The organism is Jatrophihabitans sp., from assembly GCF_036388195.1.
Classification (GTDB): Bacteria; Actinomycetota; Actinomycetes; order Mycobacteriales; family Jatrophihabitantaceae; genus Jatrophihabitans_A.
The window spans coordinates 15,964-38,866 of sequence record NZ_DASVSG010000053.1 but is presented as its reverse complement, the minus strand read 5'-3'; the positions used below and the strand labels follow the sequence as shown (position 1 = coordinate 38,866).

The 22,903-nt window shown below is 69.7% G+C and carries 22 protein-coding genes and 1 pseudogene; 2 read left to right on the top strand and 21 right to left on the bottom strand.

Translation table 11 applies throughout. The annotated features are described in order from the left end of the window. The 9 genes and pseudogenes from VF612_RS05165 to VF612_RS05125 all read right to left on the bottom strand — a co-directional run. Window positions 1–347 (bottom strand): annotated as a pseudogene (locus tag VF612_RS05165) (F0F1 ATP synthase subunit alpha); the annotation flags it as partial. A 67-nt stretch (window positions 348–414) separates the two neighbouring features. Then, complete coding sequence (locus VF612_RS05160; RefSeq protein WP_408658779.1) at window positions 415–1,284, bottom strand: F0F1 ATP synthase subunit delta; 870 nt, start codon at window positions 1,282–1,284, stop codon at window positions 415–417. Then, the gene (locus VF612_RS05155; protein ID WP_408658778.1) at window positions 1,281–1,838 is read right to left on the bottom strand and encodes a F0F1 ATP synthase subunit B; all 558 of its coding nucleotides are present in this window, start codon (window positions 1,836–1,838) and stop codon (window positions 1,281–1,283) included. The genes VF612_RS05160 and VF612_RS05155 overlap by 4 nt, the downstream gene beginning before the upstream one ends. 42 nt (window positions 1,839–1,880) lie before the next feature. Continuing rightward, window positions 1,881–2,084 (bottom strand): ATP synthase F0 subunit C, encoded by a 204-nt coding sequence (atpE, locus tag VF612_RS05150; RefSeq protein ID WP_408655277.1) that lies wholly within the window; start codon window positions 2,082–2,084, stop codon window positions 1,881–1,883. 93 nt (window positions 2,085–2,177) lie between these two features. After that, window positions 2,178–2,930, bottom strand: a complete 753-nt coding sequence (gene atpB / locus VF612_RS05145) for a F0F1 ATP synthase subunit A (protein WP_408658777.1) — start codon at window positions 2,928–2,930, stop codon at window positions 2,178–2,180. 416 nt (window positions 2,931–3,346) lie between these two features. Next, window positions 3,347–3,742 carry a hypothetical protein gene (locus tag VF612_RS05140; RefSeq protein WP_408658776.1) on the bottom strand — a complete coding sequence of 132 codons (396 nt, stop codon included), beginning with the start codon at window positions 3,740–3,742 and terminating at the stop codon, window positions 3,347–3,349. After that, the gene (locus tag VF612_RS05135; RefSeq protein ID WP_408658775.1) at window positions 3,739–4,857 is read right to left on the bottom strand and encodes a glycosyltransferase family 4 protein; all 1,119 of its coding nucleotides are present in this window, start codon (window positions 4,855–4,857) and stop codon (window positions 3,739–3,741) included. Before VF612_RS05135 ends, VF612_RS05140 begins: the two co-directional genes overlap by 4 nt. Before the next feature lie 19 nt (window positions 4,858–4,876). Further along, entirely contained in the window at window positions 4,877–6,142 is a 1,266-nt protein-coding gene (gene glyA / locus VF612_RS05130; RefSeq protein ID WP_408658774.1) for a serine hydroxymethyltransferase, read from the bottom strand. Window positions 6,143–6,335: 193 nt separating this feature from the next. Continuing rightward, window positions 6,336–6,983, bottom strand: a complete 648-nt coding sequence (locus VF612_RS05125) for an L-threonylcarbamoyladenylate synthase (protein ID WP_408658773.1) — start codon at window positions 6,981–6,983, stop codon at window positions 6,336–6,338. A 224-nt stretch (window positions 6,984–7,207) separates the two neighbouring features. Between VF612_RS05125 and VF612_RS05120 the strand changes: the two genes are divergently transcribed. After that, complete coding sequence (locus VF612_RS05120; protein WP_408658772.1) at window positions 7,208–8,413, top strand: hypothetical protein; 1,206 nt, start codon at window positions 7,208–7,210, stop codon at window positions 8,411–8,413. Between the two features lie 8 nt (window positions 8,414–8,421). Here the strand turns inward: VF612_RS05120 and prmC are convergent, their stop codons facing one another. From prmC to VF612_RS05085, 7 genes are all read right to left on the bottom strand, one after another. Next, window positions 8,422–9,276 (bottom strand): peptide chain release factor N(5)-glutamine methyltransferase, encoded by an 855-nt coding sequence (prmC, locus tag VF612_RS05115; RefSeq protein ID WP_408658771.1) that lies wholly within the window; start codon window positions 9,274–9,276, stop codon window positions 8,422–8,424. Further along, window positions 9,276–10,361 (bottom strand): peptide chain release factor 1, encoded by a 1,086-nt coding sequence (gene prfA / locus VF612_RS05110; RefSeq protein ID WP_408658770.1) that lies wholly within the window; start codon window positions 10,359–10,361, stop codon window positions 9,276–9,278. Before prfA ends, prmC begins: the two co-directional genes overlap by 1 nt. A 145-nt stretch (window positions 10,362–10,506) precedes the next feature. Beyond that, window positions 10,507–10,728: a 50S ribosomal protein L31 gene (gene rpmE / locus VF612_RS05105; protein ID WP_408658769.1), complete on the bottom strand. Its 222-nt coding sequence runs from the start codon at window positions 10,726–10,728 to the stop codon at window positions 10,507–10,509. A gap of 298 nt (window positions 10,729–11,026) precedes the next feature. Then, the gene (locus tag VF612_RS05100) at window positions 11,027–11,926 is read right to left on the bottom strand and encodes a carbohydrate ABC transporter permease (protein WP_408658768.1); all 900 of its coding nucleotides are present in this window, start codon (window positions 11,924–11,926) and stop codon (window positions 11,027–11,029) included. A gap of 1 nt (window position 11,927) precedes the next feature. Continuing rightward, entirely contained in the window at window positions 11,928–12,947 is a 1,020-nt protein-coding gene (locus VF612_RS05095; RefSeq protein ID WP_408658767.1) for a carbohydrate ABC transporter permease, read from the bottom strand. A 140-nt stretch (window positions 12,948–13,087) separates the two neighbouring features. Continuing rightward, a complete protein-coding gene (locus VF612_RS05090) occupies window positions 13,088–14,374 on the bottom strand; it encodes an ABC transporter substrate-binding protein (protein ID WP_408658766.1) in 1,287 nt (428 codons plus the stop codon). Window positions 14,375–14,502: 128 nt separating this feature from the next. Then, window positions 14,503–14,997, bottom strand: coding sequence for a PH domain-containing protein (locus VF612_RS05085; RefSeq protein ID WP_408658765.1), 495 nt, complete (start codon window positions 14,995–14,997; stop codon window positions 14,503–14,505). Window positions 14,998–15,204: 207 nt separating this feature from the next. On the opposite strand from VF612_RS05085, the gene VF612_RS05080 reads away from it, so the two are divergent. Next, the gene (locus VF612_RS05080; protein WP_408658764.1) at window positions 15,205–16,962 is read left to right on the top strand and encodes a glycoside hydrolase family 13 protein; all 1,758 of its coding nucleotides are present in this window, start codon (window positions 15,205–15,207) and stop codon (window positions 16,960–16,962) included. A gap of 11 nt (window positions 16,963–16,973) precedes the next feature. Here VF612_RS05080 and VF612_RS05075 read toward each other — a convergent pair whose 3' ends face one another. The 5 genes from VF612_RS05075 to thrC all read right to left on the bottom strand — a co-directional run bounded on the left by VF612_RS05075 (window position 16,974) and on the right by thrC (window position 22,880). After that, window positions 16,974–17,672, bottom strand: a complete 699-nt coding sequence (locus tag VF612_RS05075) for a hypothetical protein (RefSeq protein WP_408658763.1) — start codon at window positions 17,670–17,672, stop codon at window positions 16,974–16,976. Continuing rightward, window positions 17,669–18,295 carry a hypothetical protein gene (locus VF612_RS05070; RefSeq protein WP_408658762.1) on the bottom strand — a complete coding sequence of 209 codons (627 nt, stop codon included), beginning with the start codon at window positions 18,293–18,295 and terminating at the stop codon, window positions 17,669–17,671. The genes VF612_RS05075 and VF612_RS05070 overlap by 4 nt, the downstream gene beginning before the upstream one ends. 7 nt (window positions 18,296–18,302) lie before the next feature. Continuing rightward, window positions 18,303–20,504 (bottom strand): transcription termination factor Rho, encoded by a 2,202-nt coding sequence (gene rho / locus VF612_RS05065; protein WP_408658761.1) that lies wholly within the window; start codon window positions 20,502–20,504, stop codon window positions 18,303–18,305. A gap of 367 nt (window positions 20,505–20,871) precedes the next feature. Beyond that, window positions 20,872–21,792 (bottom strand): homoserine kinase, encoded by a 921-nt coding sequence (thrB, locus tag VF612_RS05060; RefSeq protein ID WP_408658760.1) that lies wholly within the window; start codon window positions 21,790–21,792, stop codon window positions 20,872–20,874. Next, complete coding sequence (gene thrC / locus VF612_RS05055; RefSeq protein WP_408658759.1) at window positions 21,792–22,880, bottom strand: threonine synthase; 1,089 nt, start codon at window positions 22,878–22,880, stop codon at window positions 21,792–21,794. The genes thrB and thrC overlap by 1 nt, the downstream gene beginning before the upstream one ends. Between the last annotated feature and the right edge of the window lie 23 nt (window positions 22,881–22,903).

The following is a 22,903-nucleotide window of genomic DNA, read 5'->3' as shown; positions in this document are numbered from 1 at the left end:
GTGCCCAGCGGGTTGATCACCCGGCCCAGGAAGGCGTCGCCGACGGGGACCGACAGGACCTCACCGGTCCTCTTGACCTGCTGGCCTTCGATGATCTGCGAGTCATCACCCAGGATGACCACCCCGATGTCACGGACGTCGAGGTTCAGCGCGAGCCCGAGCGTGCCGCCCTCGAACCGGAGCAGCTCGTTGGTCATCACGCTGGGCAGGCCCTCGACGTGGGCGATGCCGTCCCCGATGTCGGCGACGGTCCCGACCTCTTCGCGGGAGGTTTCCGGCGAGTACGAGGACACGTAGCCCTCGAGGGCGGTCCGGATCTCTTCAGCAGAGATCGTCAGCTCAGCCATCTTGGTTCCTCAATCTCGATCTTCCGATGGTGCGTGGTCACGTCGTTCATTCCCTGCGGTTCACTTCTCAGCCGGCGAATACGATGCGGGCGGCTGCCAGCCGGCTGGCGACGCTACCGTCGATGACCTCGTCGCCCACTCGGACCACCAGGCCGCCCCTGACACTTTCATCGACAGCGGTTCGTATGTTTATCTCTCGACCGTAGAGCCGGGTAAGCGTCGCCGCCAGCCGCTCGGTCTGCTGCGGGGTCAGCTCGGTGGCCGTCAGCACCCGGGCGACCGAGTGTTCTCGGCGAGCCGCGCTGGCCTGCAGCAGGTCATCGATCGCCAACGTCAGGGTAGGCCGCCGGCCACTGGTCACCGCGTGCTCGAGCAGCTGGGCCGTGATCGGGTGCACCTTCGCGCCCAGTAGCGACTGGAGCAGGCCGCGGCGGCGCTCGGCCGGCACGCCGGTTTCGTCCAACGCGGCTGCGAGCTCGCCCGAGTCGGCCAGGATCCGCTCGAACCGGAACAGCTCGTCCTCGACGGTGTCGAGCTGGTCGTCCTGCTCGGCCGCGGCCAGCAGCGCCTCATTGCCCAGGATCTCCAGGGCGTCGGGCAGGTCCCAGGGCGATGACCAGCGCAGTGACACCGCGTCGGCGATCAGCCCCAGCGCCACGTCACCGACCTGGCCCCTGAACAGCGACCGGGCCAGGTCCGCGCGCCCCGCGGCGTCGGTCGAGGGGTCACCCAGCGCGCGTCGCAGCCGGGGCTGCTGGCTCAGCAGCGCAGCGGCCTCGTACAGCTCGTCGGCCAGCTCCCGGTGCCGGCTGTCGCCCTCGAATTGGCGTAGCACCGGGATCCACTTGAAGATGGCATTGGACAGGTCGGGCAGCACCGTGTTCAGCCGCTTGCGTAGGTCGGCGAGGGCAGAACGCGAGGCGGCAGCGTGGATCATAGCTGCTCGCCTGCCTGCTGCCGCTCGATGTCTGCCAGGAACGCGTCCACCGTGCCGCGGATCGCCGCATCGTCGGACAGCCGCTGACCCACGATCTTCTCCGACAGCTCGACTGCCAGGGTGCCGATCTCACCGCGCAGCTCGCGCACCACCTGGCCACGCTGGGCGGCCAGCTGCTCCTCGCCGCGCGCCACGATCCGAGCCGACTCCTGTTGCGCCTGGGTACGCAGCTCCTCGACGATGCGCTGCGCCTCGGCGCGGGCCCCCTCGCGGATCTCGGCGGCTTCGGTGCGCGCCTGGGCCAGCTGGGCGTTGTACTGCTCCAGCAGCCGGGCCGCTTCGGCCTGGGCCTGCTCGGCTCGCGCGATGCCGCCTTCGATCGCGTCCCGTCGAGCGTCGAAGGCGCGCTCGAACGCCGGCACCACGAACTTGCTGATCAGGAAGAGCAGGATCGCGAAGATGATCAGCACGAGGATGAATTCGGACAGGACGAAACCCAATGGGTTGGGCTCGTGCCCTCCTTCTTCTTCGGCGGCGAGCAGAGTCACATACATAAACGCACCCCTTGGATTGGTGGACCGCTCAGGAGCTGCCGGCTAGATGACGAAGGCCAGCGCGATGCCGATGATGGCCAGCGCCTCGGCGAGGGCGAAGCCCAGAATCGCGATCGGCTGCAACCGGCTCTGCATCTCCGGCTGGCGTGCGGTGCCGTTGATGTAGGCGGCGAAGATCAGGCCGATGCCGATACCGGGGCCGATAGCCGCCAGGCCATAGCCGACCATGTTGAGCGAGCCTTCCATGGGGTTCCTTCCGTTTCTCGGCCGGCGTGGCCGATCGTGATCGTTACCGCTGGTGCGCACGGTGCGCGGGTGCTGCAGGTGGTGCCGGAAAAATCAGTGCTCGGAGGCCAGCGCTCCGGAGATGTACTGCGCTGTCAGCAGGGTGAAGACGTAGGCCTGCAGCAGCGCCACCACGATCTCGAGGAAGCCGATCGCCACCCCGAGCGCGAAGGCCAGCACGCCGGCCGGCTTGAGCACCGGCGAGCCGGTCGCCTCGATGAGCAGGTACGCCCCACCGGTGGAGAACAGGATCAGCAGCAGGTGGCCGGCGAACATGTTGGCGAACAGACGCAGCGACAGCGTCACCGGCCGGATCAGGATGTTGGACAGGAACTCCAGCGGAATCAGCAGCGGCAGGATCCAGGCCGGCACCCCGGACGGCACGGTGGTGTGCTTGAGGTAGCCGAGGAAGCCCTTCTGCATGACGCCCACGCCGTTGTAGATCAGCCAGACCAGCAGGGCCAGTCCGTAGGCGAAGCTGGCCCGGGAGAACGGCGAGAAGGTGAGGATCGGCACGATGCCGAACAGGTTGTTGACGACCACGAAGAAGAAGAGCGAGACCAGCAGCGGGACGTAGCGGCGGTACTCCTTGCTGCCGATGATGTCCTGGGCGACGCCGTTGCGGATGAAGGTGTAGGCCTGCTCCCCGAGGTACTGCCGCTTGCTCGGCACCACGGCGCCCTTGCGCGAGGTGATCGCGAGGAACAGGTAGGCCACCACCGCGCCGAGCACCAGCAGGATCGAGGCCTTGGTCAGCAGGACCTGGTAGCCGTTCTCATTCCATGCAGCACCTGTGAAATCTGGCAAAAAGAACTCAGCCGGGCCAGGCGCATGAAACCCTTCACTTACCAGGACCTCGCCGGTGTGGCTCACGCAGTCTCTCCTCGGTCATTGCTATCTGGCCGCGTTGTTCGGGCTGCTTCGTCGTCCGATGTCGTCCGGTGCTGGGACGGGGTGCTACCTGTTGTGCGGTGTTCGGGTGCGGGCGTCCTGATTCGGTACCGGGCGAACACCATGTACATCCCGAAACCAGCCCCGACCAGAATGCCGATCGGTATCCAGTACTCGGCGTGCAGCCAAATACTCAGCAGCCAGCCCAAGAACCCGTAGAACAGCACTCCGGCTACAAGATAGCCGAAGGCAGCCCATGGATCTCCGCCACCCTCTTCGGGGGCGTCTGGGCGCGGCGGACTGTGCATTTGTAAGGGAATGCTAACAGGCGCTCAGGGGTGCTCCTGCACCGCCCGAGCGGCCGCCAGCTCGCCGCCGAGCCAGATCACCAGCCCGCTGAACAGGCCTGTCGCGATCGCCGGCCCGTCCACCACTTGGGGGCTGGAGGCGGCCAGCACCAGCGCCAGCGCGACCGCGGTGGTGAGGTAGCTCAGCAGCGCCACCGGCAGCGTCAGGCCCGGCGCGTGCCGGCTGACGAAGCGGATGTTGAACGCTCCGAACTCGAACGATCCGGTCACCAGGGCCAGGCCGCCGAGGAAGCTCAACCCGGCGCGCAGGCCGGCCGGCGAGGCGACGCCGAATCCCAGCAGCCCCAGCACGGCCACAGCCGCCAGCAGCAGCCAGCGAACGCTGATCCGAGCCCGCCCGGTTCCGGTCGACGTGCTCACAGCCGGGCCGAGCGCAACCGCGGGATCGCGGTCACCAGCATGCCGGCGGCCAGCAGCCCCGCGACCACCCACAGCACCAGCCAGGGACCGGTGCTGACCGCCATCGCCACCGCCCCGAAGGCCAGCACGGCCGACCAGAAGTACAGCAGCAGGACCGCGCGCCGGTGGCTGTGTCCCAGCTCCATCAGACGGTGGTGCAGGTGTTCCTTGTCCGGCGCGAACGGCGACTGGCCGCGCCGCAGCCGGCGCCCCACCGCCAGCACCAGGTCGAACAGCGGCAGCGCGAGGACGGCCAGCGGCAGGATCAGCGGCAGGTAGAGCGGCAGGGCGCCCTTCAGGGCCAGCGACTGGGGATCGGTCTGCGACGACGCCGTGATCGCCGACGCCGACAGCAGCAGCCCGACCAGCATGGATCCGGAGTCGCCCATGAAGATCCGCGCCGAGGCGAAGTTGTGCGGCAGGAAGCCGAAGCAGGCGCCCACCAGGGCCGCGCAGATCAGCGTCGGCGCCAGCGCGATGTCGGTGTTGCCGACCTGGGCCAGGTGATAGCTGTAGCCGAAGAAGGCCATTCCCTGGATGGCGGTGACGCCGGCGGCCAGGCCATCGAGGCCGTCGATGAAATTGATCGCGTTGACGGTCAGCACGGTCAACAGAATGGTCAGCTCCACGCTGGCGTCGCGGTCCAGTGGGATGGTGCCGACGTTGCCCCACGGCACGTACACGTAGAGCAGCTGGATCCCGCCGACGATGGACATCACCGCGGCCGCGGTCACCTGGCCGGCGAGCTTGGTGATCGCGTCCAGCTCGTAGCGGTCGTCGAGGACCCCCACGGCGCAGATGATCAGGCCGCCCCACAGCACGCCGGTCACCTCGCTGCCGTGGTCGAAGGTGCGGTGCAGGGTCGGCAGGGCATGCGCTACCAGCATCGCGACGGCGAAGCCGGCCAGCAACGCCACCCCACCGAGCCGCGGGGTGTCCACGGCGTGCACGTCCCGATCGCGTGGTTTGGCCACCGCGCCCCAGCGGGTGGCGAACTGGCGAGCCAGCGGCGTGCACAGGAACGTCCCGAGCGCGGCGATCAGGCCGACCAGCGCGTATTCGCGGGATGGATGCACGAGTGGACCGCCTTCAGGCTCAGCCCTGCGGATATGCCGGGTGGGCGGCGACCAGCGCGCTGACCTCGGCCCGGACGTCTGCGTGCACCGCGGCGTCCGCGCTGGTCACCGCGCGGCCGATCAGCTGCGCGATCTGGGCCATCTGCGGCTCGGTCATGCCCTGGGTGGTCACCGACGGGGTGCCCACCCGGACGCCGGAGGCCACCGAGGGCGGCGCCGGGTCGTTGGGAATGGCGTTCTTGTTCAGGACGATGCCGGCGGCGTCGCAGCGGCTCTCCGCATCCCGCCCGCTCACCCCGAGCCCCTGCAGGTCCAGCAGCGCCAGGTGGGTGTCGGTGCCGCCGGTGACCGGGCGCATCCCGGCCTCGGCCAGGCCCGCGGTCAGCGCCTGGGCGTTGCTGATGACCTGCCTGGCGTAGGCCTGGTACTCCGGCGTCGCGCATTCGGCGAGGTTGACCGCCTTGGCCGCGATGGCGTGCATCAGCGGCCCGCCCTGCATCATCGGGAACACCGCCTTGTCCAGCTTCGCGGCGTGCTCGGCCTTGCAGACCAGCGCCCCGCCGCGCGGGCCGCGCAGCACCTTGTGGGTGGTGAAGGTGACCACGTCGGCGTAGGGCACCGGCGACGGGATCGCCTTTCCGGCCACCAGCCCGATGAAGTGCGCGGCGTCGACCATCAGGATCGCGCCGACCTCGTCGGCGATCTCGCGGAACGCGGCGAAGTCGATCAGCCGGGGAATCGCCGAGCCGCCGCAGATGATCAGCTTCGGACGGTGCTCGGCAGCCAGCGCCCGGACCTGGTCGTAGTCGATGTCCTCGGTCTCCGGGTGCACGCCGTAGCTGACCGCGTGGAACCACTTGCCCGAGAAGCTGACCTTGGTGCCGTGGGTCAGGTGGCCGCCGTGGGGCAGCGACATCGCCAGCACCGTGTCACCGGGCTGCAGGAACGCTCCGTACACCGCGAGGTTGGCGTTGGCGCCCGAGTGTGGCTGCAGGTTGGCGTGCTCGGCGCCGAACAGCGCCTTGGCCCGGTCGATGCCGATCTGCTCGGCCCGGTCGACCACCTCGCAGCCGCCGTAGTAGCGCCTGCCGGGGTAGCCCTCGGCGTACTTGTTGCTCAGGGTGCTGCCGAGCGCCGCCAGCACCGCCGGGGAGGTGAAGTTCTCACTCGCGATGAGCTGCAGCCCGCCGCGCAGCCGGTCCAGCTCGTCCAGCACCACACCGGCGATCTCCGGGTCGATCTTCTGCAGCGACTCGAAGTCCGGTCCCCAGTACTGCTCAGGCATGTGCTCGACGCTCCCTTGACGAGGTGGGCGGAAAGAGGCGGCCGGCGGCCACCGCAACGCCTTGCACGAAGAGGTTAGCCGACCTGGCTCGGACCGCGGTGCCGCCACCAGCAGGCGCCGGACGGGCCCGGAACCTCCTAGTAGCCCGCGCCGGCGAATAGTCCGGTACCTCCGATTAGCTGGGCGCCTCCGATTAGCTGGGCGCCTCCAGCTCGCCCAGCACCTCGCGCAGCTGCTCCACCGCCACCGCGCCCTGCCGCAACACCACCGGCGTCGGCCCGGTCAGGTCCACGATCGTCGAAGGCCGGCCGGCCGGCGCCTCGCCGCCGTCGAGGTAGACCGACACCGACTCACCGAGCTGCTCGTAGGCCTGCTGGGCGGTCACCGCCGGAGGCATCGAGGTGATGTTGGCGCTGGAGACCGCCAGCGGCCCGGTCTGGGCCAGCAGCTCCAGCGCCACCGGATGCAGCGGCATCCTGACCGCCACGGTGCCCCGGGCGTCGCCGAGGTCCCAGGCCAGCGACGGCGCGTGCTCGATGACCAGGGTCAGCGCGCCCGGCCAGAACGCCTCTACCAGGTCTCGCGTCTGGCCGGACACGGCGCTCACCAGGCCGTCGATGGTGTGCCAGGAACCGACCAGCACCGGAACCGGCATGTCCCGGCCCCGGCCCTTGGCCGCCAGCAGGCTGGTCACCGCCGCGGGATTGAAGGCGTCCGCGCCGATGCCGTAGAGGGTGTCGGTGGGCAGCACCACCACCGAGCCGGCGCTCACCGCCCGGGCCGCGGCGGTGATCGCCATCGGCCGGGTGACGGGGTCGGTGCAGTCCAGCAGGTCGCTCATGAGCCCAATCCTGCCGCACCGGCGGATCGGCGCTGAAACTGCTGCCGCTTCCCGGTGGCCGGGCGGCCTCGGCAGTGTCAAGATCAGGTTGTTTAACCGATTCATCCGGTTAGGCCACCCCGTTTGCCAGGCGCGCTCCCCCGTGCTCCCTGAGAGGACCTGCTATGCCCCGTTCTGTTCACCCCGCAGCATCTCGAGGCCTCCGGCGAAGGAGCTGGCAGCGCATGGCCGCCCTCCTCGCCGGCGCCGCGATGACCACCGGCGCGCTGGCCGCCCTCGCCGGTCCGGCCACGGCGGCCAAGGCCAGGCCGGTTGCCGTCCCGGCCGGCAGCGCCTGGGCCGTGAGCCTCGGTGACTCCTACATCTCCGGTGAGGCCGGCCGGTGGGCCGGCAACTCCAACGACTCCGCCCAGACCGATGCGCTCGGCCCGACCGCGTACTACGACGCCGGGACCCGCGAGGCGATCGTCGGCTGCCACCGCTCCAAGTCCGCCGAGATCGCGTTCGGCACGATCTCCGCCAAGAACCTGGCGTGCTCGGGCGCCAAGACCGCCACCTCGGCGTACTCCTCCGACAGCGACTTCAAGCCGGGCCTGGACTTCTACAACGACGGCGCCGGCCACATCGGCCAGGCGCTGGCGCTGCAGAACTTCTCGGCCACGAACCGGGTCTCCATGGTGGTGGTGTCGATCGGCGGCAACGACTTCAACTTCGGCTCCATCGTGCAGACCTGCGTCGAGGACTTCCTGAGCTCGCCGACCTGGTGGAAGGACTACTGCAAGGACGACGCGTCGGTGACGGCCAACTTCACCAGCGCCAACGTCGCGGCGGTGACCACCCGGATCGCCAACGCCCTGAAGAACGTCAACACCGCGCTGGCCCGCAACGGCTACCTGACCAGTGACTACAGCCTGGTGCTGCAGACCTACCCGTCGCCCCTGCCCAACGGCGCCGGGATCCGTTACACCGAGTCCGGTTACACCCGCCAGAACACCGGCGGCTGCGGGTTCTGGAACGCCGACGCCGACTGGTCCAACGCCACCGCGCTGCCCACCATCAACTCCGCGGTCAGGAACGCCGCGACCCAGTCCGGGCTGCCGAACATCAAGATCCTGAACGTCACCGGGCTGTTCAACGGCCGGCGGCTGTGCGAGACCGGCGTGCACAAGCTGCAGGAGACCTCGCTGGCCAGCTGGCGCAGCGCCGGCGCCGTGGACGCCAGCGAGTGGATCGAGAACATCCGGACGGTGTCGGCGACCTTCGGCCCGTACTACGTGCAGGAGTCGCTGCACCCGAACTACTGGGGCCAGCTGGCGCTGCGCAACTGCCTGCGGCAGGCCTACAACGGCGGCGTGATCCGGGGCGGGACGTGCAGCCGCACCGGCAACGGGCTGACCGCGGCCGGCGAGCCGGTGGTGGGCCTGAGCTAGCCGCAGGCTCAGGCACGCACCGCGATGGTGAAGCGTGGCCGGCCGGTCAGATCCGGCCGGCCGGCCACGTTCGTCCAGCCCGCATCGGTCAGCAGGCCACTGACGGCCTGGGCATGGGTCTCATCGTGCTCGATGCCGAGAAGGCCGCCCGGCCGCAGCAACCGGGCCGCCAGCCCGGCCAGCGCCGGCATCAGCGCCAGCCCGTCGGTGCCGGCGAACAGCGCCTCGGCCGGGTCATGGGCAAGCTCGGCCGGCAGTCCGGCCCTGATCGATTCCGGGACGTAGGGCGGGTTGGCCAGCACCACCGCGACGCTGCCGGTCAGCTCGGTCAGCAGCCCGGGATCGGTGATGTCGCCGGCCAGCACCTCGACCGCAAGATCACCTGCTGCCTGCCGGACCTCGGCATTGCGCCGCAACCACTCCAGCGCCTGCTCCGAGCGCTCCACCGCGATCACCCGGGTCACCGGGAACTCCTGCGCCACCGACAGCGCGATCGCCCCGGAGCCGGCGCCGAGGTCCACCACCGTGGCGCCGGGCGTGAGCCATGGCGCCGCCAGCTCCACCAGCAGCTCGGTCTCCGGGCGCGGGATGAAGACGCCCGGACCGACCGCGAGCTCCAGATGCCGGAACGGCGCGACGCCGGTCAGGTGCTGCAACGGCGTCCCGGCAGCGCGCCGGCTCACCAGCTGGCGGAACCGGCCAGCCTCGCCCGGGCCGAGGCCGTCGCTGATCAGCAACCGGGAGCGGCTGCAACCCAGCACGTGAGCCAGCAGCAGCTCCGCGTCCACCCGGGCCGAGGCGACCCCGGCGGCGGCCAGCTCGGCGGTCGCCGCGGCGAGCTCGGCCCGGACTGCCGGCTGCATCAGCTGTCGGAATCTCCGGAGAGCGCCGCCTCGATATCGGCCCGGGTGAGCGCATCGATCACGTCATCGAGGGCGCCGTCGAGCACCTGGTCGAGGTTGTAGGCCTTGAAGTTCACCCGGTGGTCGGCGATCCGGTTCTCGGCGAAGTTGTACGTCCGCACCCGCTCGGACCGGTCGACGGTGCGCACCTGGGAGCGGCGGGCGTCGGAGGCGTCCTGGGATGCCTGCTCCTGGGCGTGGGCCAGCAACCGGGCCCGGAGCACCCGCAGCGCTGCCTCCCGGTTCTGCAGCTGGCTCTTCTCGTTCTGCATCGAGACGACCGTGCCGGTCGGCACGTGGGTGATCCGGACGGCGGAGTCGGTGGTGTTGACGCTCTGGCCGCCGGGCCCGGAGGAGCGGTAGACGTCGATCCGCAGGTCGTTGGGATCGATCTCGACCTCGACCTCCTCGGCTTCGGGAAGCACCAGCACGCCGGCCGCCGAGGTGTGGATCCGGCCCTGCGACTCGGTCACCGGCACCCGCTGCACCCGGTGCACGCCGCCCTCGTACTTCAGCCGGCTCCAGACCGGCTTGTCGACGCTGCGCGAGCGCACCGCCACGGTGACCGACTTGTGGCCGCCGAGGTCGGTCTCCTCGTCGTCGAGCACCTCGGTCTGCCAGCCCTGCAACTCCGCATACCGCAGGTACATCCGCAGCAGGTCGCCGGCGAACAGCGCCGACTCGTCGCCGCCCTCGCCGGCCTTGATCTCGAGGATGACGTCCTTGATGTCGTTGGGATCCTTGGGGATCAGCAGCTCCCGCAGCCTGCCCTCGAGCTCGGGGATCCGGCTCGCGAGCTCCTCGGCCTCGGCCGCGAAGGAGCTGTCCTCGCCGGACAGCTCACGGGCGGCCCCGGCGTCGGCGCGCACCCGCTCGAGCTCTGCGGCCGCGCTGACCACCGGAGCCAGCTGGGCGAAGCGCCGGCCCAGCCGCCGGGCGGTGGCCTGGTCGGCGTGCACCGCCGGGTCCGACAGCGCCTTCTCGGTCTCGGCGTACTCGGCGAGCACCTGCGCCAGCGTGGAAGATCCGTCTGCCTCGTGAACCATTGCCCGTCCCTGTGGTCGCGGCGCCGCCGCTTCGCTCAGCGGCGCCTTCTTTCTCAGTGGCGCCAGGTTGCTCTTCGCGCTCTCGACAAAGAAACGACGCCCTGGGTGTGCCGGTGAGGGCACGCCCAGGGCGCCGTCGAAGTAGCTAGGCGGTGGTGCGCTCGCGCTTTCCGTAGCGCTTCTCGAACTTGTCCACCCGGCCGCCGACGTCCATGATCTTCTGCTTGCCGGTGTAGAACGGGTGGCACGCAGAGCACACCTCGGCGCGCATGGAGCCGCCCTTGGCGGTGCTGCGGGTGGTGAACGAATTACCGCACGAGCAGGTCACTTCGGTGACCGCGTACTCGGGGTGGATGGCGTCCTTCACGATGGTTCCCTTCTATGGCGCCGCATACGCCGCGCCGGTCATGGCCGCCGGGTCGCCCTGGGGAGGTGCTCCCGGCCACTCACTCCTGGAGTGAGGGCGGGACAGGACGTGAACCGGAGCCGGGTCGTCAACCAGACAGTGTGCCAGTCGTGGCCACGCTCTCCAAACGCAGCCCGCACGCCCGGCATTCCCTGCCGGAGCCGGCGCGGGGCGGGCCGGCGGCAGGCCAAGGGCGGAAAAAACTCGTCCCCGCCTCCGGAGTGGACCGGTGGCGGGGACGAGTGTCAGGTGCGCCGGATCAGCCCTTGACGCCACCGGCGGTGAGGCCGCTGACGATCCGCCGCTGGAACAGCAGCACGACGATCACCAGCGGGACGGTGACCACGATGCCTGCGGCCATCGTCTGGGTGTAGGGCACCACGTGCGGCCCGGCGGTGAACTTGGCCAGCGCCACCGTGGACGGCTCGACTTTGTAGACACCGTTGGACAGCACGCTGGAGAGCAGGAACTCGTTCCACGAGGCCAGGAACACCAGGATGGCGGTGGTGAACAGCGCCGGCGCCGCCAGCGGGAAGATCACCAGCCGGAAAGCCTGGCCGGGAGTGGCGCCGTCGACCCGGGCTGCCTGTTCCAGCTCCCACGGCATGTCGGAGAAGAAGCTGGTCAGGGTGTAGACCGCCAGCGGCAGCGAGAACGAGATCTGCGGCAGGATGAGCGCCGGGTAGGTGCCCAGCCAGCCCCAGCCGGCGAACAGCTGGAACAGCGGGGTCAGGATCGCCACACCCGGGAACATCGACGCGCCCAGAATCGCGGCCAGGATCAGCCCCTTGCCCCGGAAGGACAGCCGGGCCATCGCGTAGCCCGCGAACACCCCGATGGTCATGGCCAGGGCGGTCACCACGGCGCCGATCAGCAGGCTGTTGAACAGCGACCGGCCGAACTTGTTGTCGGTGGTGTCGAAGGCGTACCGGAAGTTCTCCAGGGTGAGGTGGGTGAACCACGGCGTCGTCTCGAAGGTGAAGGCGGTCTCGCGGAAGGCCAGCACCGCCATCCAGTAGAACGGCGCCAGGCACCAGAAGATGATCAGCGCGATGACCGCGAGGGTGCCGATGTCACCGCGGGAGAACCGCTTCTTCTGGACGGTGCTGGTCTCGATGGGCGTTGCGGCCGTGGTGGAACCGTGCGCGACGGCAGTCATCTCACTTACCGCCCTTTCCCGGAGTGCCGACGATGTTGGCGTTGAACAACCTGACCATGCCGAGCGCGATCGCGAAGATGAAGACGAAGGTGATCGTCGACAGCGCCGAGGCCGAGTAGATGCCGCTGTTCAACTGCTTCACCACCAGGATCGAGATGGTGGTGGTTCCATTGGCGCCACCGGTGAGGATCGCCGGGAGGTCGTACATCCGCAGCACGTCCAGGGTGCGGAAGATGACCGCGACCGCGAGGGCCGGCTTGACCAGGGGCAGCGTGATCTTGACGAAGCGCTGCCAGGCATTGGCGCCGTCGACCTTGGCCGACTCGTAGATGTCGGCGCTGATGCCCTGCAGGCCGGCCAGGATCAGCAGCGCGATGAACGGTGTGGTCTTCCAGACGTCGGCTATCACGATCGCCCACCGGGCAGGCCACTGCGAACTGGTCCAGGCGAAGCTGGTGCCGAGCACCTTGTTCAGGATGCCCTGCGGGTCGAAGACCACCTGCCACAGCTTGGCGGTGACCGCGGTCGGGATCGCCCACGGGATCAGGATGGCGGCCCGCACCAGCGCCCGGCCCTTGAACGCGCGGTTCATCATCAGCGCGAAGACCATGCCGATCATGGTCTCGAGCAGCACGGTCACCACGGTGAATCCGACCGTGACGCTGATCGAGCTCCAGAACTGCGAGCCGAGGGTGCCGGTCGGGCAGGAGATGGTCTTGCCGGCGCCGGACGGGCACTGCTGCAGCAGCCAGTGCTTGTAGTTGGTGAGCCCGGTCCAGGCCCCGGGTTCCTGGAACTGCCCGGTTGCCGGATCGATCTTGCGGCTGTCGGACAGGAACGAGTTGTAGATCGCCTTGACGATGGGGTACCCGACGATCAGCCCCAGCAGCGCGATCGTGGGCGCGACCAGCATGACGGCCAGCCGACCCTCGCCTGTTTTGATCTTGTTCCGTTTGGGGCCCGGTGCTTCAGGCAGTGAGGTCTGTGCGGTGCTGCCCGCTGCGGGTTTGGCGAGGGTCATGAAGCCTCCTCAGGCTGATGACATCCCTGGGCTAGAGGGGATCAGCTCCCAGTGCTAGGGAACTTGCCTTGCGAACCGGCGGAGTCGCGATGCCCTCGCTCGAGGAAGGCGACTCCGCCGGTTCACCAGGGTGGATCAGATCAGCCCGCGGTAGCGGACTGGATTGCCGACTGAAGGTTCTTCAGGGCTTCCTCGGTCGACGACTGGCCCTGTAGAGCGGCGTAGGCGTTGGTCGAGATCGCTTCGGTGACGGCCGGGTAGAACGGGGTCACCGGACGCGGGATCGCGTTCTCGATGCCCTTCTTCAACACCGGCAGGTACGGGAACTTCTGGATCAGGGCCTGGTCGTCGTACAGCGACGCGATGACCGGAGCCTGCGAACCCTGGGTCAGGTTGTAGGACTGGATCTCCTGGGACTGGATGAACTTGAGGAACTCCAGGCCGGTCCCCTGGTTCTTGGAGTACGCGCTGAGCGCGACGCTGTGACCACCGAGGCTGGAGGCGCCGGGTCCGTCCGGGCCGGGCAGCGGGGCGATGGCGAACTTGCCGGCCACCTTGGAGCCGGTGCCGGAGAGGATCGCGTTGGCGTACGGCCAGTTACGCATGAACAGCAGCTGGCCGGCCTGGAAGGCGTTCAGGCTCTGGGTCTCCTGGAAGCCGAGCGCCTCCTTGGGGATGTAGCCCTCCTTGAAGCCGTTGACCAGGAAGCTCAGGCCCTTGTTCGCCTCCGCGGTCTCCAGGTTCGGGGTCTTGCCGTCCTCCTTGACGATCTGGCCGCCGGCGGAGTTGATCGCCTCCGACGCGTTCACCGTCAGGCCTTCGTACTTGGCGAACTGGCCGGCGTAGCAGGCCGGCTTGGGGCCGGTGATGGTAGGCGAGGTCTTGCCCTTGCAGGCGTTGATCATGTCGTCCCAGGTGGCGGGCGCCGTGGGGACCAGGTCCTTGCGGTAGTACAGCAGGCCGGCATCGGAGGCATACGGCGCCGCGTACAGGGTGCCGTTGTAGGTCGCTGCCTTCACGGTCGGGCCGAGCAGGTGGCTGGTGTCCATCGCGTTCTTGCCGGTGAGCGGGACGATCCAGCCCTTGGCGGCGAACTCCGCGGTCCAGACCACGTCGACGGTCACCACGTCGTAGTTGGGGTCCTTGGCCTGGAAGTGCTGCTGCAGGTCGGACAGCTGCTGGTCAGCCTGGTCGGACTGCTGCTTGATCGTGACCTTCTCATTGGGGTGAGCGGCGTTCCACGCCTCGGCAAGGTGCGGCATCAGGCCGCTGTTGTCCTTGCCGGTGACGAACGTGATCGGGCCCTTGCCGGCATTGCCGGACGTCGCACCCGACGATCCCTTGTTGTCATTACCGCCACCGCAGCCGGCCAACACCACGGCCGCGCTGAGGAGGGAGACCGCACCGATGGCGACCTTTGGACTCATTAAAACTGTCCTTCCGACGATGATACTTAAGCGCTTACAGGCAATTTGAGAATGGCATCGAACACCCTGATTGCAGAGTGTCGACGGATCAAAGATACGTAACCGTTACCTCCTTGACTTCAGTCTCATCACATTAGTCCTGATCGTCTTGCGACCCGTCGTGCCCGACGGGCTTCGAGCTGGTGCGCGACGCTGTTGAGCCTTGCCAGCGCCCGGGGCTTGGACGTCGGCGTGGCCGGTTGGAGCAGCGACGGCGGCACGTCGACGTAGGTGCCGTCGTGCCGTACCAGACGAACGGTATCGGACCCCCGAACTGCCGATACCACCTCCACCCGGGCAACGTCCGACCAGGGCAGCCAGACCGGACGTGCCAGGTACCGGACGAGGACGCCGTCGGCATCGACTCCCAGGTACATCCGCAGCGCGAGGACGGCCGCCCCGAGCAGCGCCGCGCCCAGCACCAGCGTCAGCGCGCGCACGGTCTCGGAGGGGTGGCCGTAGATGTTCAGGGCCGCGATGGCGCAGACCATCAGCATCAACACGGCCGGCTGGTACGGCGGCAGACGCCAGGACAGCGGTTGGTCGGTGTCGAGCGCCGGTCCGCTCGCCTCGCCATTGACCATCTGCTGAGTCTAGGACCGCGATATCGGTGAGCGGCAGAGCACATGCCCAGATTTGCCGGGGGTATGTTGCAGATGCCGGCCCGATTCGATCCCGAGTGCGCGGTTCGGACTGACTTCGGATGACGGCTTCGGATGACGGCTTCGGATGAGCAGGGTCGCACGAGCGAGTTCGGATGAGCGGGTTCGGCAAGGAGCAGGGGAGGCCGGATGGCCAACAGCCCGGCCGCGTGGTGGCAATCGGCCGTCGTCTACCAGATCTACCCGCGGAGCTTCTGCGATGCCAGCGGCGACGGCATCGGCGACCTGGCCGGCATCCTCTCGCGGCTGGACTACCTGGAGCAGCTGGGCGTGGACGTTCTGTGGCTGTCGCCGGTGTTCCCCTCGCCGCAGGACGACGCCGGCTATGACATCAGCGATTACACCGACATCGACCCGGTGTTCGGCTCGCTGGCCGACTTCGACCGGTTGCTGGCCGAGGCGCACCGGCGGGGCATGAAACTGGTGCTCGACCTGGTGGTCAACCACACCTCCGACGAGCACCCGTGGTTCCAGCAGTCCCGGCGCGGCAAGGACGACCCGAGACGCGACTGGTACTGGTGGCGTGGGCCGCGGCCCGGGATGCTCGCCGGCGCGCCGGGCGCCGAGCCGACCAACTGGAGTTCGGCCTTCTCCGGCTCGGCCTGGCAGCTCGACGAGGCCAGCGGCGAGTACTACCTGCACCTGTTCTCGCGCAAGCAACCCGACCTGAACTGGGAGAACCCCGAGGTGCGGGCAGCCGTGTACGCGATGATGCGGTGGTGGCTGGACCGCGGGGTGGACGGCTTCCGGATGGATGTCATCAACATGATCTCCAAGGACCCGATGTTGCCGGACGGGCAGGCCCAGGCCGGCGGCTACGGCGACGGCTCGCCGCACTACATCTGCGGGCCGCGCATCCATGAGTTCCTGCAGGAGATGCACCGGGAGGTGTTCGCCGGCCGGCAGGCGCAGCTGCTGACCGTCGGCGAGATGCCCGGAGTGACGGTGGAGCAGGCCCGGCTGTTCACCGACCCGGCCCGGCACGAGGTGGACATGGTGTTCCAGTTCGAGCACGTCCAACTGGACCAGGGCATCGACAAGTTCCATCCGACCGGCTTCTCGCTGCTGGATCTCAAGGCCAGCTTCGGCCGGTGGCAGGCAGGCCTGGCCGACGTGGGCTGGAACAGCCTCTACTGGAACAACCACGACCAGCCGCGAGTGGTCTCGCGCTTCGGCGACGACAGCGAGCGGTACCGGGCGCTGTCGGCCAAGATGCTGGCCACCGTCCTGCACCTGCACCGCGGCACGCCCTACATCTACCAGGGCGAGGAGCTCGGCATGACGAACGCGGTGTTCGCCGGGATCTCCGACTTCCGTGACATCGAATCGCTGAACTACTACGCCGCCGCGCTGGATGCTGCCGCGGTCGGCGATGTCGCGGTGGGTGATGCCGCGGTGGGCGATGCCGCAGCCGCCGAGGTGCTGGCAGCGCTCCGGCGGATGAGCCGGGACAACGCGCGAACCCCGATGCAGTGGACGGCGGGGCGCAACGCCGGTTTCAGCTCGGCCGAGCCGTGGATCGGGGTCAATCCGAACCACCGCTCCATCAACGCCGACGCCGAGCTGGCCGATCCGGATTCGGTGTATCACCACTACCGCAAGCTGATCGCGCTGCGCCACGACCACCCGGTGGTGGCTCTCGGCGACTTCCGCATGCTGCTGCCGCTGGACGAGCAGGTCTACGCCTTCACCCGGCGGCTGGACTCCGAATGCTGGCTGGTGCTGGGCAACTTCTCCGGCGCCGACGCCGTGGCAGCGCTGCCCGACGCGTCCGGCTGGGCGGCCGCGGAGCTGCTGCTGGGCAACTACCCGGCCGTCCCGGACGCCACTGGCCTGCTGCTGCGGCCCTGGGAGTGCCGGGTCTACCGGCGCGCCGACCTGGAGTGAGCAGGTAGCGGCTACGGGTCGAGCTGGACCTGCGGATCACGGGCAAGTTGCCGAAGTTCGGCCAGCGGAACCGGCACCGTCCGCGGGATCTGGGCGGCCACCGCCACGCTGCATCCCGGCGCGCCGGCCACCACGAAGTCGGCCTGAGCAGGACCGGCCACCGGCAGCGACGCGGCCCGGTCGGAGATCGGCCCTGCTCCGGGGACGCACTGGGCGGTGACCGACACCCCCAGGCCCGACGGCGCGTGCAGCACGATGGTGGTCTGCACCGTCCGGCCGCTGCCGGATTCGACGACCGTCAGCGAGCTCAGCACCGTGGCGTCGGGAAACAGCCGCCGAGCCGCCACGGCCAGCGGCTGGCTGAGATCGGTGCTCACCAGGCAGCGGGACAGGATCGGGCAACCGGCCGCATCGGGCCCGGCGCTGTAGTAGGGCTGTAGCCGGTTGGTCACTTCGATGACCAGGGACCGGTGCTGCCACCACAGCGCCGCGGCAACGCTGGCGGCACAGGCCAGCAGCAGCGCCGCGGCGACCAGCCACGCCGGAACCACCCTCGGCGCCCGGAGGTGGCCCGCCCTGGGATCGATCGGGTCGGGATCGGTCGTGCCGGGATCTGCCGTGCCGGGATCTGCCGGCTGGCTCTCGGCCAACCGGACCAGCACCGGCTCTATCGCGTCCCGGGCCGGCCGGCTGATCCGCAGCCGGCTCATGACGGCAGCTGCGTGGCCGGGTCACGCGCCAGGCGGAGGGCGGCGTCTTCGAAGCGGACGGCCGCTCCCCGGGTGCGCAGCACCAGCGCCACCCCGCAGCCGGGCCGACCCGGGGCCAGCACGCTGAGCTGGCGGTAGTCGATGACGCTGTTGCCCGCCAGATCGATGTGGGCGGTGCTGGAGCGCTGCACCCGGGCCGACGGCATCGGCGCGCCGGGCACGCACTGCGCGGTCAGGCTCACCGTCGAGGATCCCTCGATCGACCCGATCAACGAGGTTCGGTAGCTGCGGTGGGTGCGGAGGTCCAGGGTCGCCTGGACGTTGAGCACCTGGCCGGCCGGAAATGCCCGCACGAACGCCGTGTCCAGCCCGGTCGCCTGTTGCTGCACCCGGCACTCGGCCTGCGCCGGGCAGCCGGTGGCATCCACCGTGGCCGCGGCCGGAGGCGCCGGCGCGGTGACCGTGATGACCCGCCGCTCGGGATGGACCCGGGCGGCGTTGACCGCGGTCACCAGCGCGATCAGCGCGAGCGCCGCCGCCAGGACGGCAAGCCTGCGCTGGGCCGAGCTGGCGAACACCCACCTTGGCAGGCCTGCCTGGCCGGCAGCGCCGCCAGCTGCCATGGCCGGGTCAGCGGTCGTCGGCGCCCGGGGTCGTCTTGGCGATCTGCATCAGGAACTCGATGTTCGTCCGGGTCTTGCGCAGCCGGTCCAGCAGCAGGTCGATGCCCTGCTGCGGGTCCAGGGCGTGCAGCACCCGGCGCAGCTTGATCACCACGGCGAGCTCGTCGGGCGAGAGCAGGATCTCCTCCTTGCGGGTGGAGGACTGGTCGACGTCCACCGCGGGGAAGACCCGCTTGTCGGCGATCTTGCGGTCCAGCCGCAGCTCGGCGTTGCCGGTTCCCTTGAACTCCTCGAAGATCACGGTGTCACCGGCGGATCCGGTTTCTACCAGCGCCGAGGCGATGATGGTCAGCGAGCCGCCGTCCTCGATGTTGCGGGCCGCGCCCAGGAACCGCTTCGGCGGGTAGAGCGCCGTCGAGTCGACACCACCGGACAGGATGCGTCCGGACGCCGGAGCGGCCAGGTTGTACGCGCGGCCGAGCCGGGTGATCGAGTCGAGCAGCACCACCACGTCGTGGCCCATCTCGACCAGCCGCTTGGCCCGCTCGATGGAGAGCTCCGCGACCATGGTGTGGTCCTGCGGACGGCGGTCGAAGGTCGAGGCGATGACCTCGCCCTTCACCGAGCGCTGCATGTCGGTGACCTCTTCGGGCCGCTCGTCGATCAGCACCACCATCAGGTGACACTCGGGGTTGTTGGTGGCGATGGCGTTGGCGATCGCCTGCATGATCATGGTCTTGCCCGCCTTGGGCGGGGAGACGATGAGCGCGCGCTGGCCCTTGCCGATCGGCATCACCAGGTCGATCACCCGGGTGGTGAGGATGTGCGGCTCGGTCTCCAGCCGCAACCGCTCCTGCGGGTACAGCGGGGTCAGCTTGGTGAACTCGACCCGGCTCCGGGCCCGCTCGGGGTCGACGCCGTTGATGGTGTCCAGCCGGACGAGCGGGTTGAACTTCTCCTTGCGCTCGCCGTCGCGGGCCTGGCGCACCGCGCCGGTCACCGCATCGCCGCGCCGCAGGTTGTACCGGCGGACGTGGGCGTTGGAGACGTAGACATCGTCGGAGCTGGCGAAGTAGCCGCTGACCCGGATGAACCAGGAGCCCTTGTCATCGACGTTGTCGACGATGCCGGCCACCGGCACCAGGACGTCGTCCTCGGAGATGGTCGGCTCGATGTCGTTGCGGCCGCCGCCGTTGTTGGAGGAGGCCTCGACACGATCGCGGGTCCGGCCGCGGCGGTCGCGGTAACGGCGGGGCCGGCGTCCGGAGCCGAACTCGTCGTCGTCGTCATTGTTGTTGGGACCGCCCTGGTTGCGGTCACGCTGACCGGCGTCCCGGAGCTGGCGGTTGCCGTCCCGGCCGTTGAAGTCACGGTTGCCGTCCCGGCCGTTGGCGTCCCGGCCGTTGGCGTCCCGGCCGTTGCCGTCTCGGCCGTTGGACTCGCGGGTGGCCACCTGGCCGTCGCGGGCCTGGCCGTCGCGGTTCTGGCCGTCGCGGGCTTGGCCGTCGCGGTTCTGGCCGTCGCGGGCCTGGCTGTCACGGGCCTGGCCGTCCCGGCTGTCGCGGGCTTGGCCGTCGCGGGCCTGGCCGTCCCGGGTCTGGCTGTCGCGGGTCTGGCCGTCACGGTTGCGGCCGGCGTCGCGGGAGCGACCACGCTCGGCCTGACGGGTGCTGCCGGAGTCCGGGCCGGAGCCGTCCGAGCCGTTGTCCGCGGCGGGCGGGGCGCTGTCGGACGTGCCGTCCACGGCCGGCGGCACAGTCGCTGCGGTGGCCGGCTGGCTGTCGACACCCTGATCCGGCGCGGTCGCCTGGGTGTTGGTGGCCGCCCGGGTGGCCGAGCGGCGGGTCCGGGTGGTCGGGGCAGCCGGGGCCTGGGCAGCGGCGGGAGCTTCAACGGCCGCGCTCTGGCGGGCGGCCGGCGCGCTGGAGCCGCTCGGCGCACTGGAACCGCTCGGGGCACTGGAACCGCTCGGCGCGCTGGAACCGCTCTGCGGCCGCTTGGCGTTCTCGATGGCGGCGATCAGATCGCTCTTGCGCATCTTGCCGGTGGCGATGCCCATCGAGCCGGCCAGCGCCTGCAGCTCTGGGAGCAACATCGACGACAGCGAACCGGAGCGGCGCTTGGCGCGCTCCTGAGCGGCATTGTTGGCGCCGGAATCTGTCGTCTCGGCGCCGGGCAGGACGAGGAGTTGGTCCTGGGTGTCAGTCACTGTGGTTTCGGATCCTTCCGAGTGGTTGTACGTCTCTTTTCGGTCAGACGCACACCGGTGTTAGGTCGGCGGGTATCGCCGGGCTGATCGATGTACCGATCAGGAACTCGCAGCCGAGGTCGGAACGGACTTGTTCCCGAGCGCCCCAGGTCGAAAAATCAGTGGATTCTGACTGAGGATTCGGTTCTGAAACGTCCGCGCAGGCTCTTCGGGCTGCTTCGTCGCGCTGCTGGCACAGCCGTGGTCACGCGAGGAATGAGCTAAGAGTAGACGTAAGCTGCTCACTGCGCCAACACAGGGTGAGGCGTGTCTTATTCCAATTCCGGTGGCCGGCCCGGTCGGCCCACCGCAACGGTGGTCGCGCGGTTCACGCCCCCGAGGTCCGGGCGCCGGACGAGACCTCCAGCCGAGCGCATTCCCAGCCGACCGGGGTCAGCTCGGCGGCCGCCCCGGCCTGATCGGCCAGGGCCAGCGCCAGCACCGAGGAGCCAGCGCCTGAGATCACGGCGGCCATGCCGCGGCTGCGCAGGGCGGTGATCAGCGCGGCGCTGGCCGGCATGGCTGCGGCCCGGTAGCCCTGGTGCAGCCGGTCCTCGGTGGCGGTCAGCAGCAGGTCGGGACGGCTGGTCAGCGCGAGCACCAGCAGGCCGGCCCGGCCGGCGTTGAAGGCGGCGTCGGCGTGCGGCACCTGCTCGGGCAGCAGCGCCCGGGCCGCCCTGGTGGCCGACTGCTCGGCCGGGATGAACAGCACCGGCCGGATGCCCGTGGCGGCCAGTTGCTCGGCGGTCGCGGCCCTCGCCGCGGCGCCCCGGCCGTCGGCGAGCCAGGAGATGCTCAGCCCGCCGAGCAGGCACGCCGCGACATTGTCCGGATGGCCCTCCAGCTCGGTGGCCAGCGCCAGCGCCTCGGCATCGCTCAGGCGGGCCCGGCCGTCGTCGCTCAGGCTGCGGGCCAGCTCGATCCCGCTGACTATGGCCGCCGCCGAGGACCCCATGCCGCGCCCGTGCGGGATGTCGTTGTGGCAGTCCAGCTCCAGCCCGGGTGGCTGGGCGCCGATCCGGTCGAAGGCGGCCCGCATCGCCCGGACCACCAGGTGCGCCTCGTCGAGCGCCAGCTCGTCGGCGCCGGCGCCGCTGACCCGGACGTTCAGCCCGGCGCTGCGCACCCGGGCCCGGACCCGGTCATAGCGGCTCAGCGCCAGGCCGAAGCTGTCGTAGCCGGGGCCGAGGTTGGCGCTGGTGGCCGGCGAATGGACGGTGACGGTGTCGGCGGTGAACGGCGCGGGCATCAAGCCAGCCCGAGCTGGACCGCCGCGGCGTGGCCGTCCACCGGGATGGTCACCGGGGACGGCGCCCCGGAGATCGCCCACTCCGGATCCTTGAGGCCGTTGCCGGTGACGGTGCAGACCACCACGGCGCCGGCCGGCAGCCGGCCCGCCCTGGCCGACTTGATCAGCCCGGCGACGCTGGCCGCCGACGCCGGCTCCACGAACACCGCTTCCTTGCGCGCGAGCAACCGGTAGGCCTGCAGGATCTCCCGGTCGGTCACCGAGTCGATCAGGCCGGCCGACTCGTCCCGGGCCGCCTCGGCCGGCAGCCACGATGCCGGGTTGCCGATCCGGATCGCGGTCGCGATCGTCATCGGCTTGGCAACCGGCCGGCCGAGCACTATCGGAGCCGCGCCCGCAGCCTGAAAGCCATACATCGCTGGGGTGTTCTCGATCAGGCCATCGGCGAGGTACTCCCGATAGCCCTTCCAGTAGGCGGTGATGTTGCCGGCGTTGCCCACCGGTATGCAGTGGACGTCGGGTGCCCGGCCGAGCAGGTCGCAGATCTCGAAGGCCGCGGTCTTCTGGCCCTCGATCCGGTCCGGGTTCACCGAATTGACCAGCGCCACCGGGTAGTCGACCGCCAGCTTGCGCGCCAGCTCCAGGCAGTCGTCGAAGTTGCCGTCCACCTGCAGCAACCGGGCGCCATGGACCAGCGCCTGCGCCATCTTGCCGAGGGCGATCTTGCCCTGCGGAACCAGCACCGCGCACACCATGCCGGCCCGGACGGCGTAGGCCGCAGCCGACGCGGAGGTGTTGCCGGTGGAGGCGCAGATCACCGCCTTGGCGCCGGCCTCCGCCGCCTTGGAGATGGCCACCGTCATGCCACGGTCCTTGAAGGAGCCGGTCGGGTTCGCGCCCTCGACCTTGAGATACACCTCGGCGTCCACCAGCGCCGACACCGCGGCGGCCGGCACCAGCGGGGTGCCGCCCTCGTAGAGCGTCACCACCGGAGTGCGGGCCGTCACGGGCAGCCGGTCCCGGTAGGCCTCGATCAGCCCGGGCCACGCCGTCGCCGACGGACCGCTGGTGTACTGCCGTCCGGCCATCTCCGCCTACTCTTCCTGCCGCT

Bases quoted from the DNA above. Each gene is read 5' to 3' on its own strand.
- thrC (WP_408658759.1), bottom strand. From the start codon at position 22,880: ATGGCCGGACGGCAGTACACCAGCGGTCCGTCGGCGACGGCGTGGCCC.
- thrB (WP_408658760.1), bottom strand. From the start codon at position 21,792: ATGCCCGCGCCGTTCACCGCCGACACCGTCACCGTCCATTCGCCGGCC.
- VF612_RS05085 (WP_408658765.1), bottom strand. From the start codon at position 14,997: ATGGTCAATGGCGAGGCGAGCGGACCGGCGCTCGACACCGACCAACCG.
- VF612_RS05075 (WP_408658763.1), bottom strand. From the start codon at position 17,672: ATGAGCCGGCTGCGGATCAGCCGGCCGGCCCGGGACGCGATAGAGCCG.
- VF612_RS05090 (WP_408658766.1), bottom strand. From the start codon at position 14,374: ATGAGTCCAAAGGTCGCCATCGGTGCGGTCTCCCTCCTCAGCGCGGCC.
- VF612_RS05155 (WP_408658778.1), bottom strand. From the start codon at position 1,838: ATGTATGTGACTCTGCTCGCCGCCGAAGAAGAAGGAGGGCACGAGCCC.
- VF612_RS05095 (WP_408658767.1), bottom strand. From the start codon at position 12,947: ATGACCCTCGCCAAACCCGCAGCGGGCAGCACCGCACAGACCTCACTG.
- glyA (WP_408658774.1), bottom strand. From the start codon at position 6,142: ATGCCTGAGCAGTACTGGGGACCGGACTTCGAGTCGCTGCAGAAGATC.
- VF612_RS05070 (WP_408658762.1), bottom strand. From the start codon at position 18,295: ATGGCAGCTGGCGGCGCTGCCGGCCAGGCAGGCCTGCCAAGGTGGGTG.
- atpE (WP_408655277.1), bottom strand. From the start codon at position 2,084: ATGGAAGGCTCGCTCAACATGGTCGGCTATGGCCTGGCGGCTATCGGC.
- VF612_RS05125 (WP_408658773.1), bottom strand. From the start codon at position 6,983: ATGAGCGACCTGCTGGACTGCACCGACCCCGTCACCCGGCCGATGGCG.
- VF612_RS05100 (WP_408658768.1), bottom strand. From the start codon at position 11,926: ATGACTGCCGTCGCGCACGGTTCCACCACGGCCGCAACGCCCATCGAG.
- prmC (WP_408658771.1), bottom strand. From the start codon at position 9,276: ATGCAGCCGGCAGTCCGGGCCGAGCTCGCCGCGGCGACCGCCGAGCTG.
- prfA (WP_408658770.1), bottom strand. From the start codon at position 10,361: ATGGTTCACGAGGCAGACGGATCTTCCACGCTGGCGCAGGTGCTCGCC.
- VF612_RS05120 (WP_408658772.1), top strand. From the start codon at position 7,208: ATGGCCGCCCTCCTCGCCGGCGCCGCGATGACCACCGGCGCGCTGGCC.
- VF612_RS05160 (WP_408658779.1), bottom strand. From the start codon at position 1,284: ATGATCCACGCTGCCGCCTCGCGTTCTGCCCTCGCCGACCTACGCAAG.
- VF612_RS05080 (WP_408658764.1), top strand. From the start codon at position 15,205: ATGGCCAACAGCCCGGCCGCGTGGTGGCAATCGGCCGTCGTCTACCAG.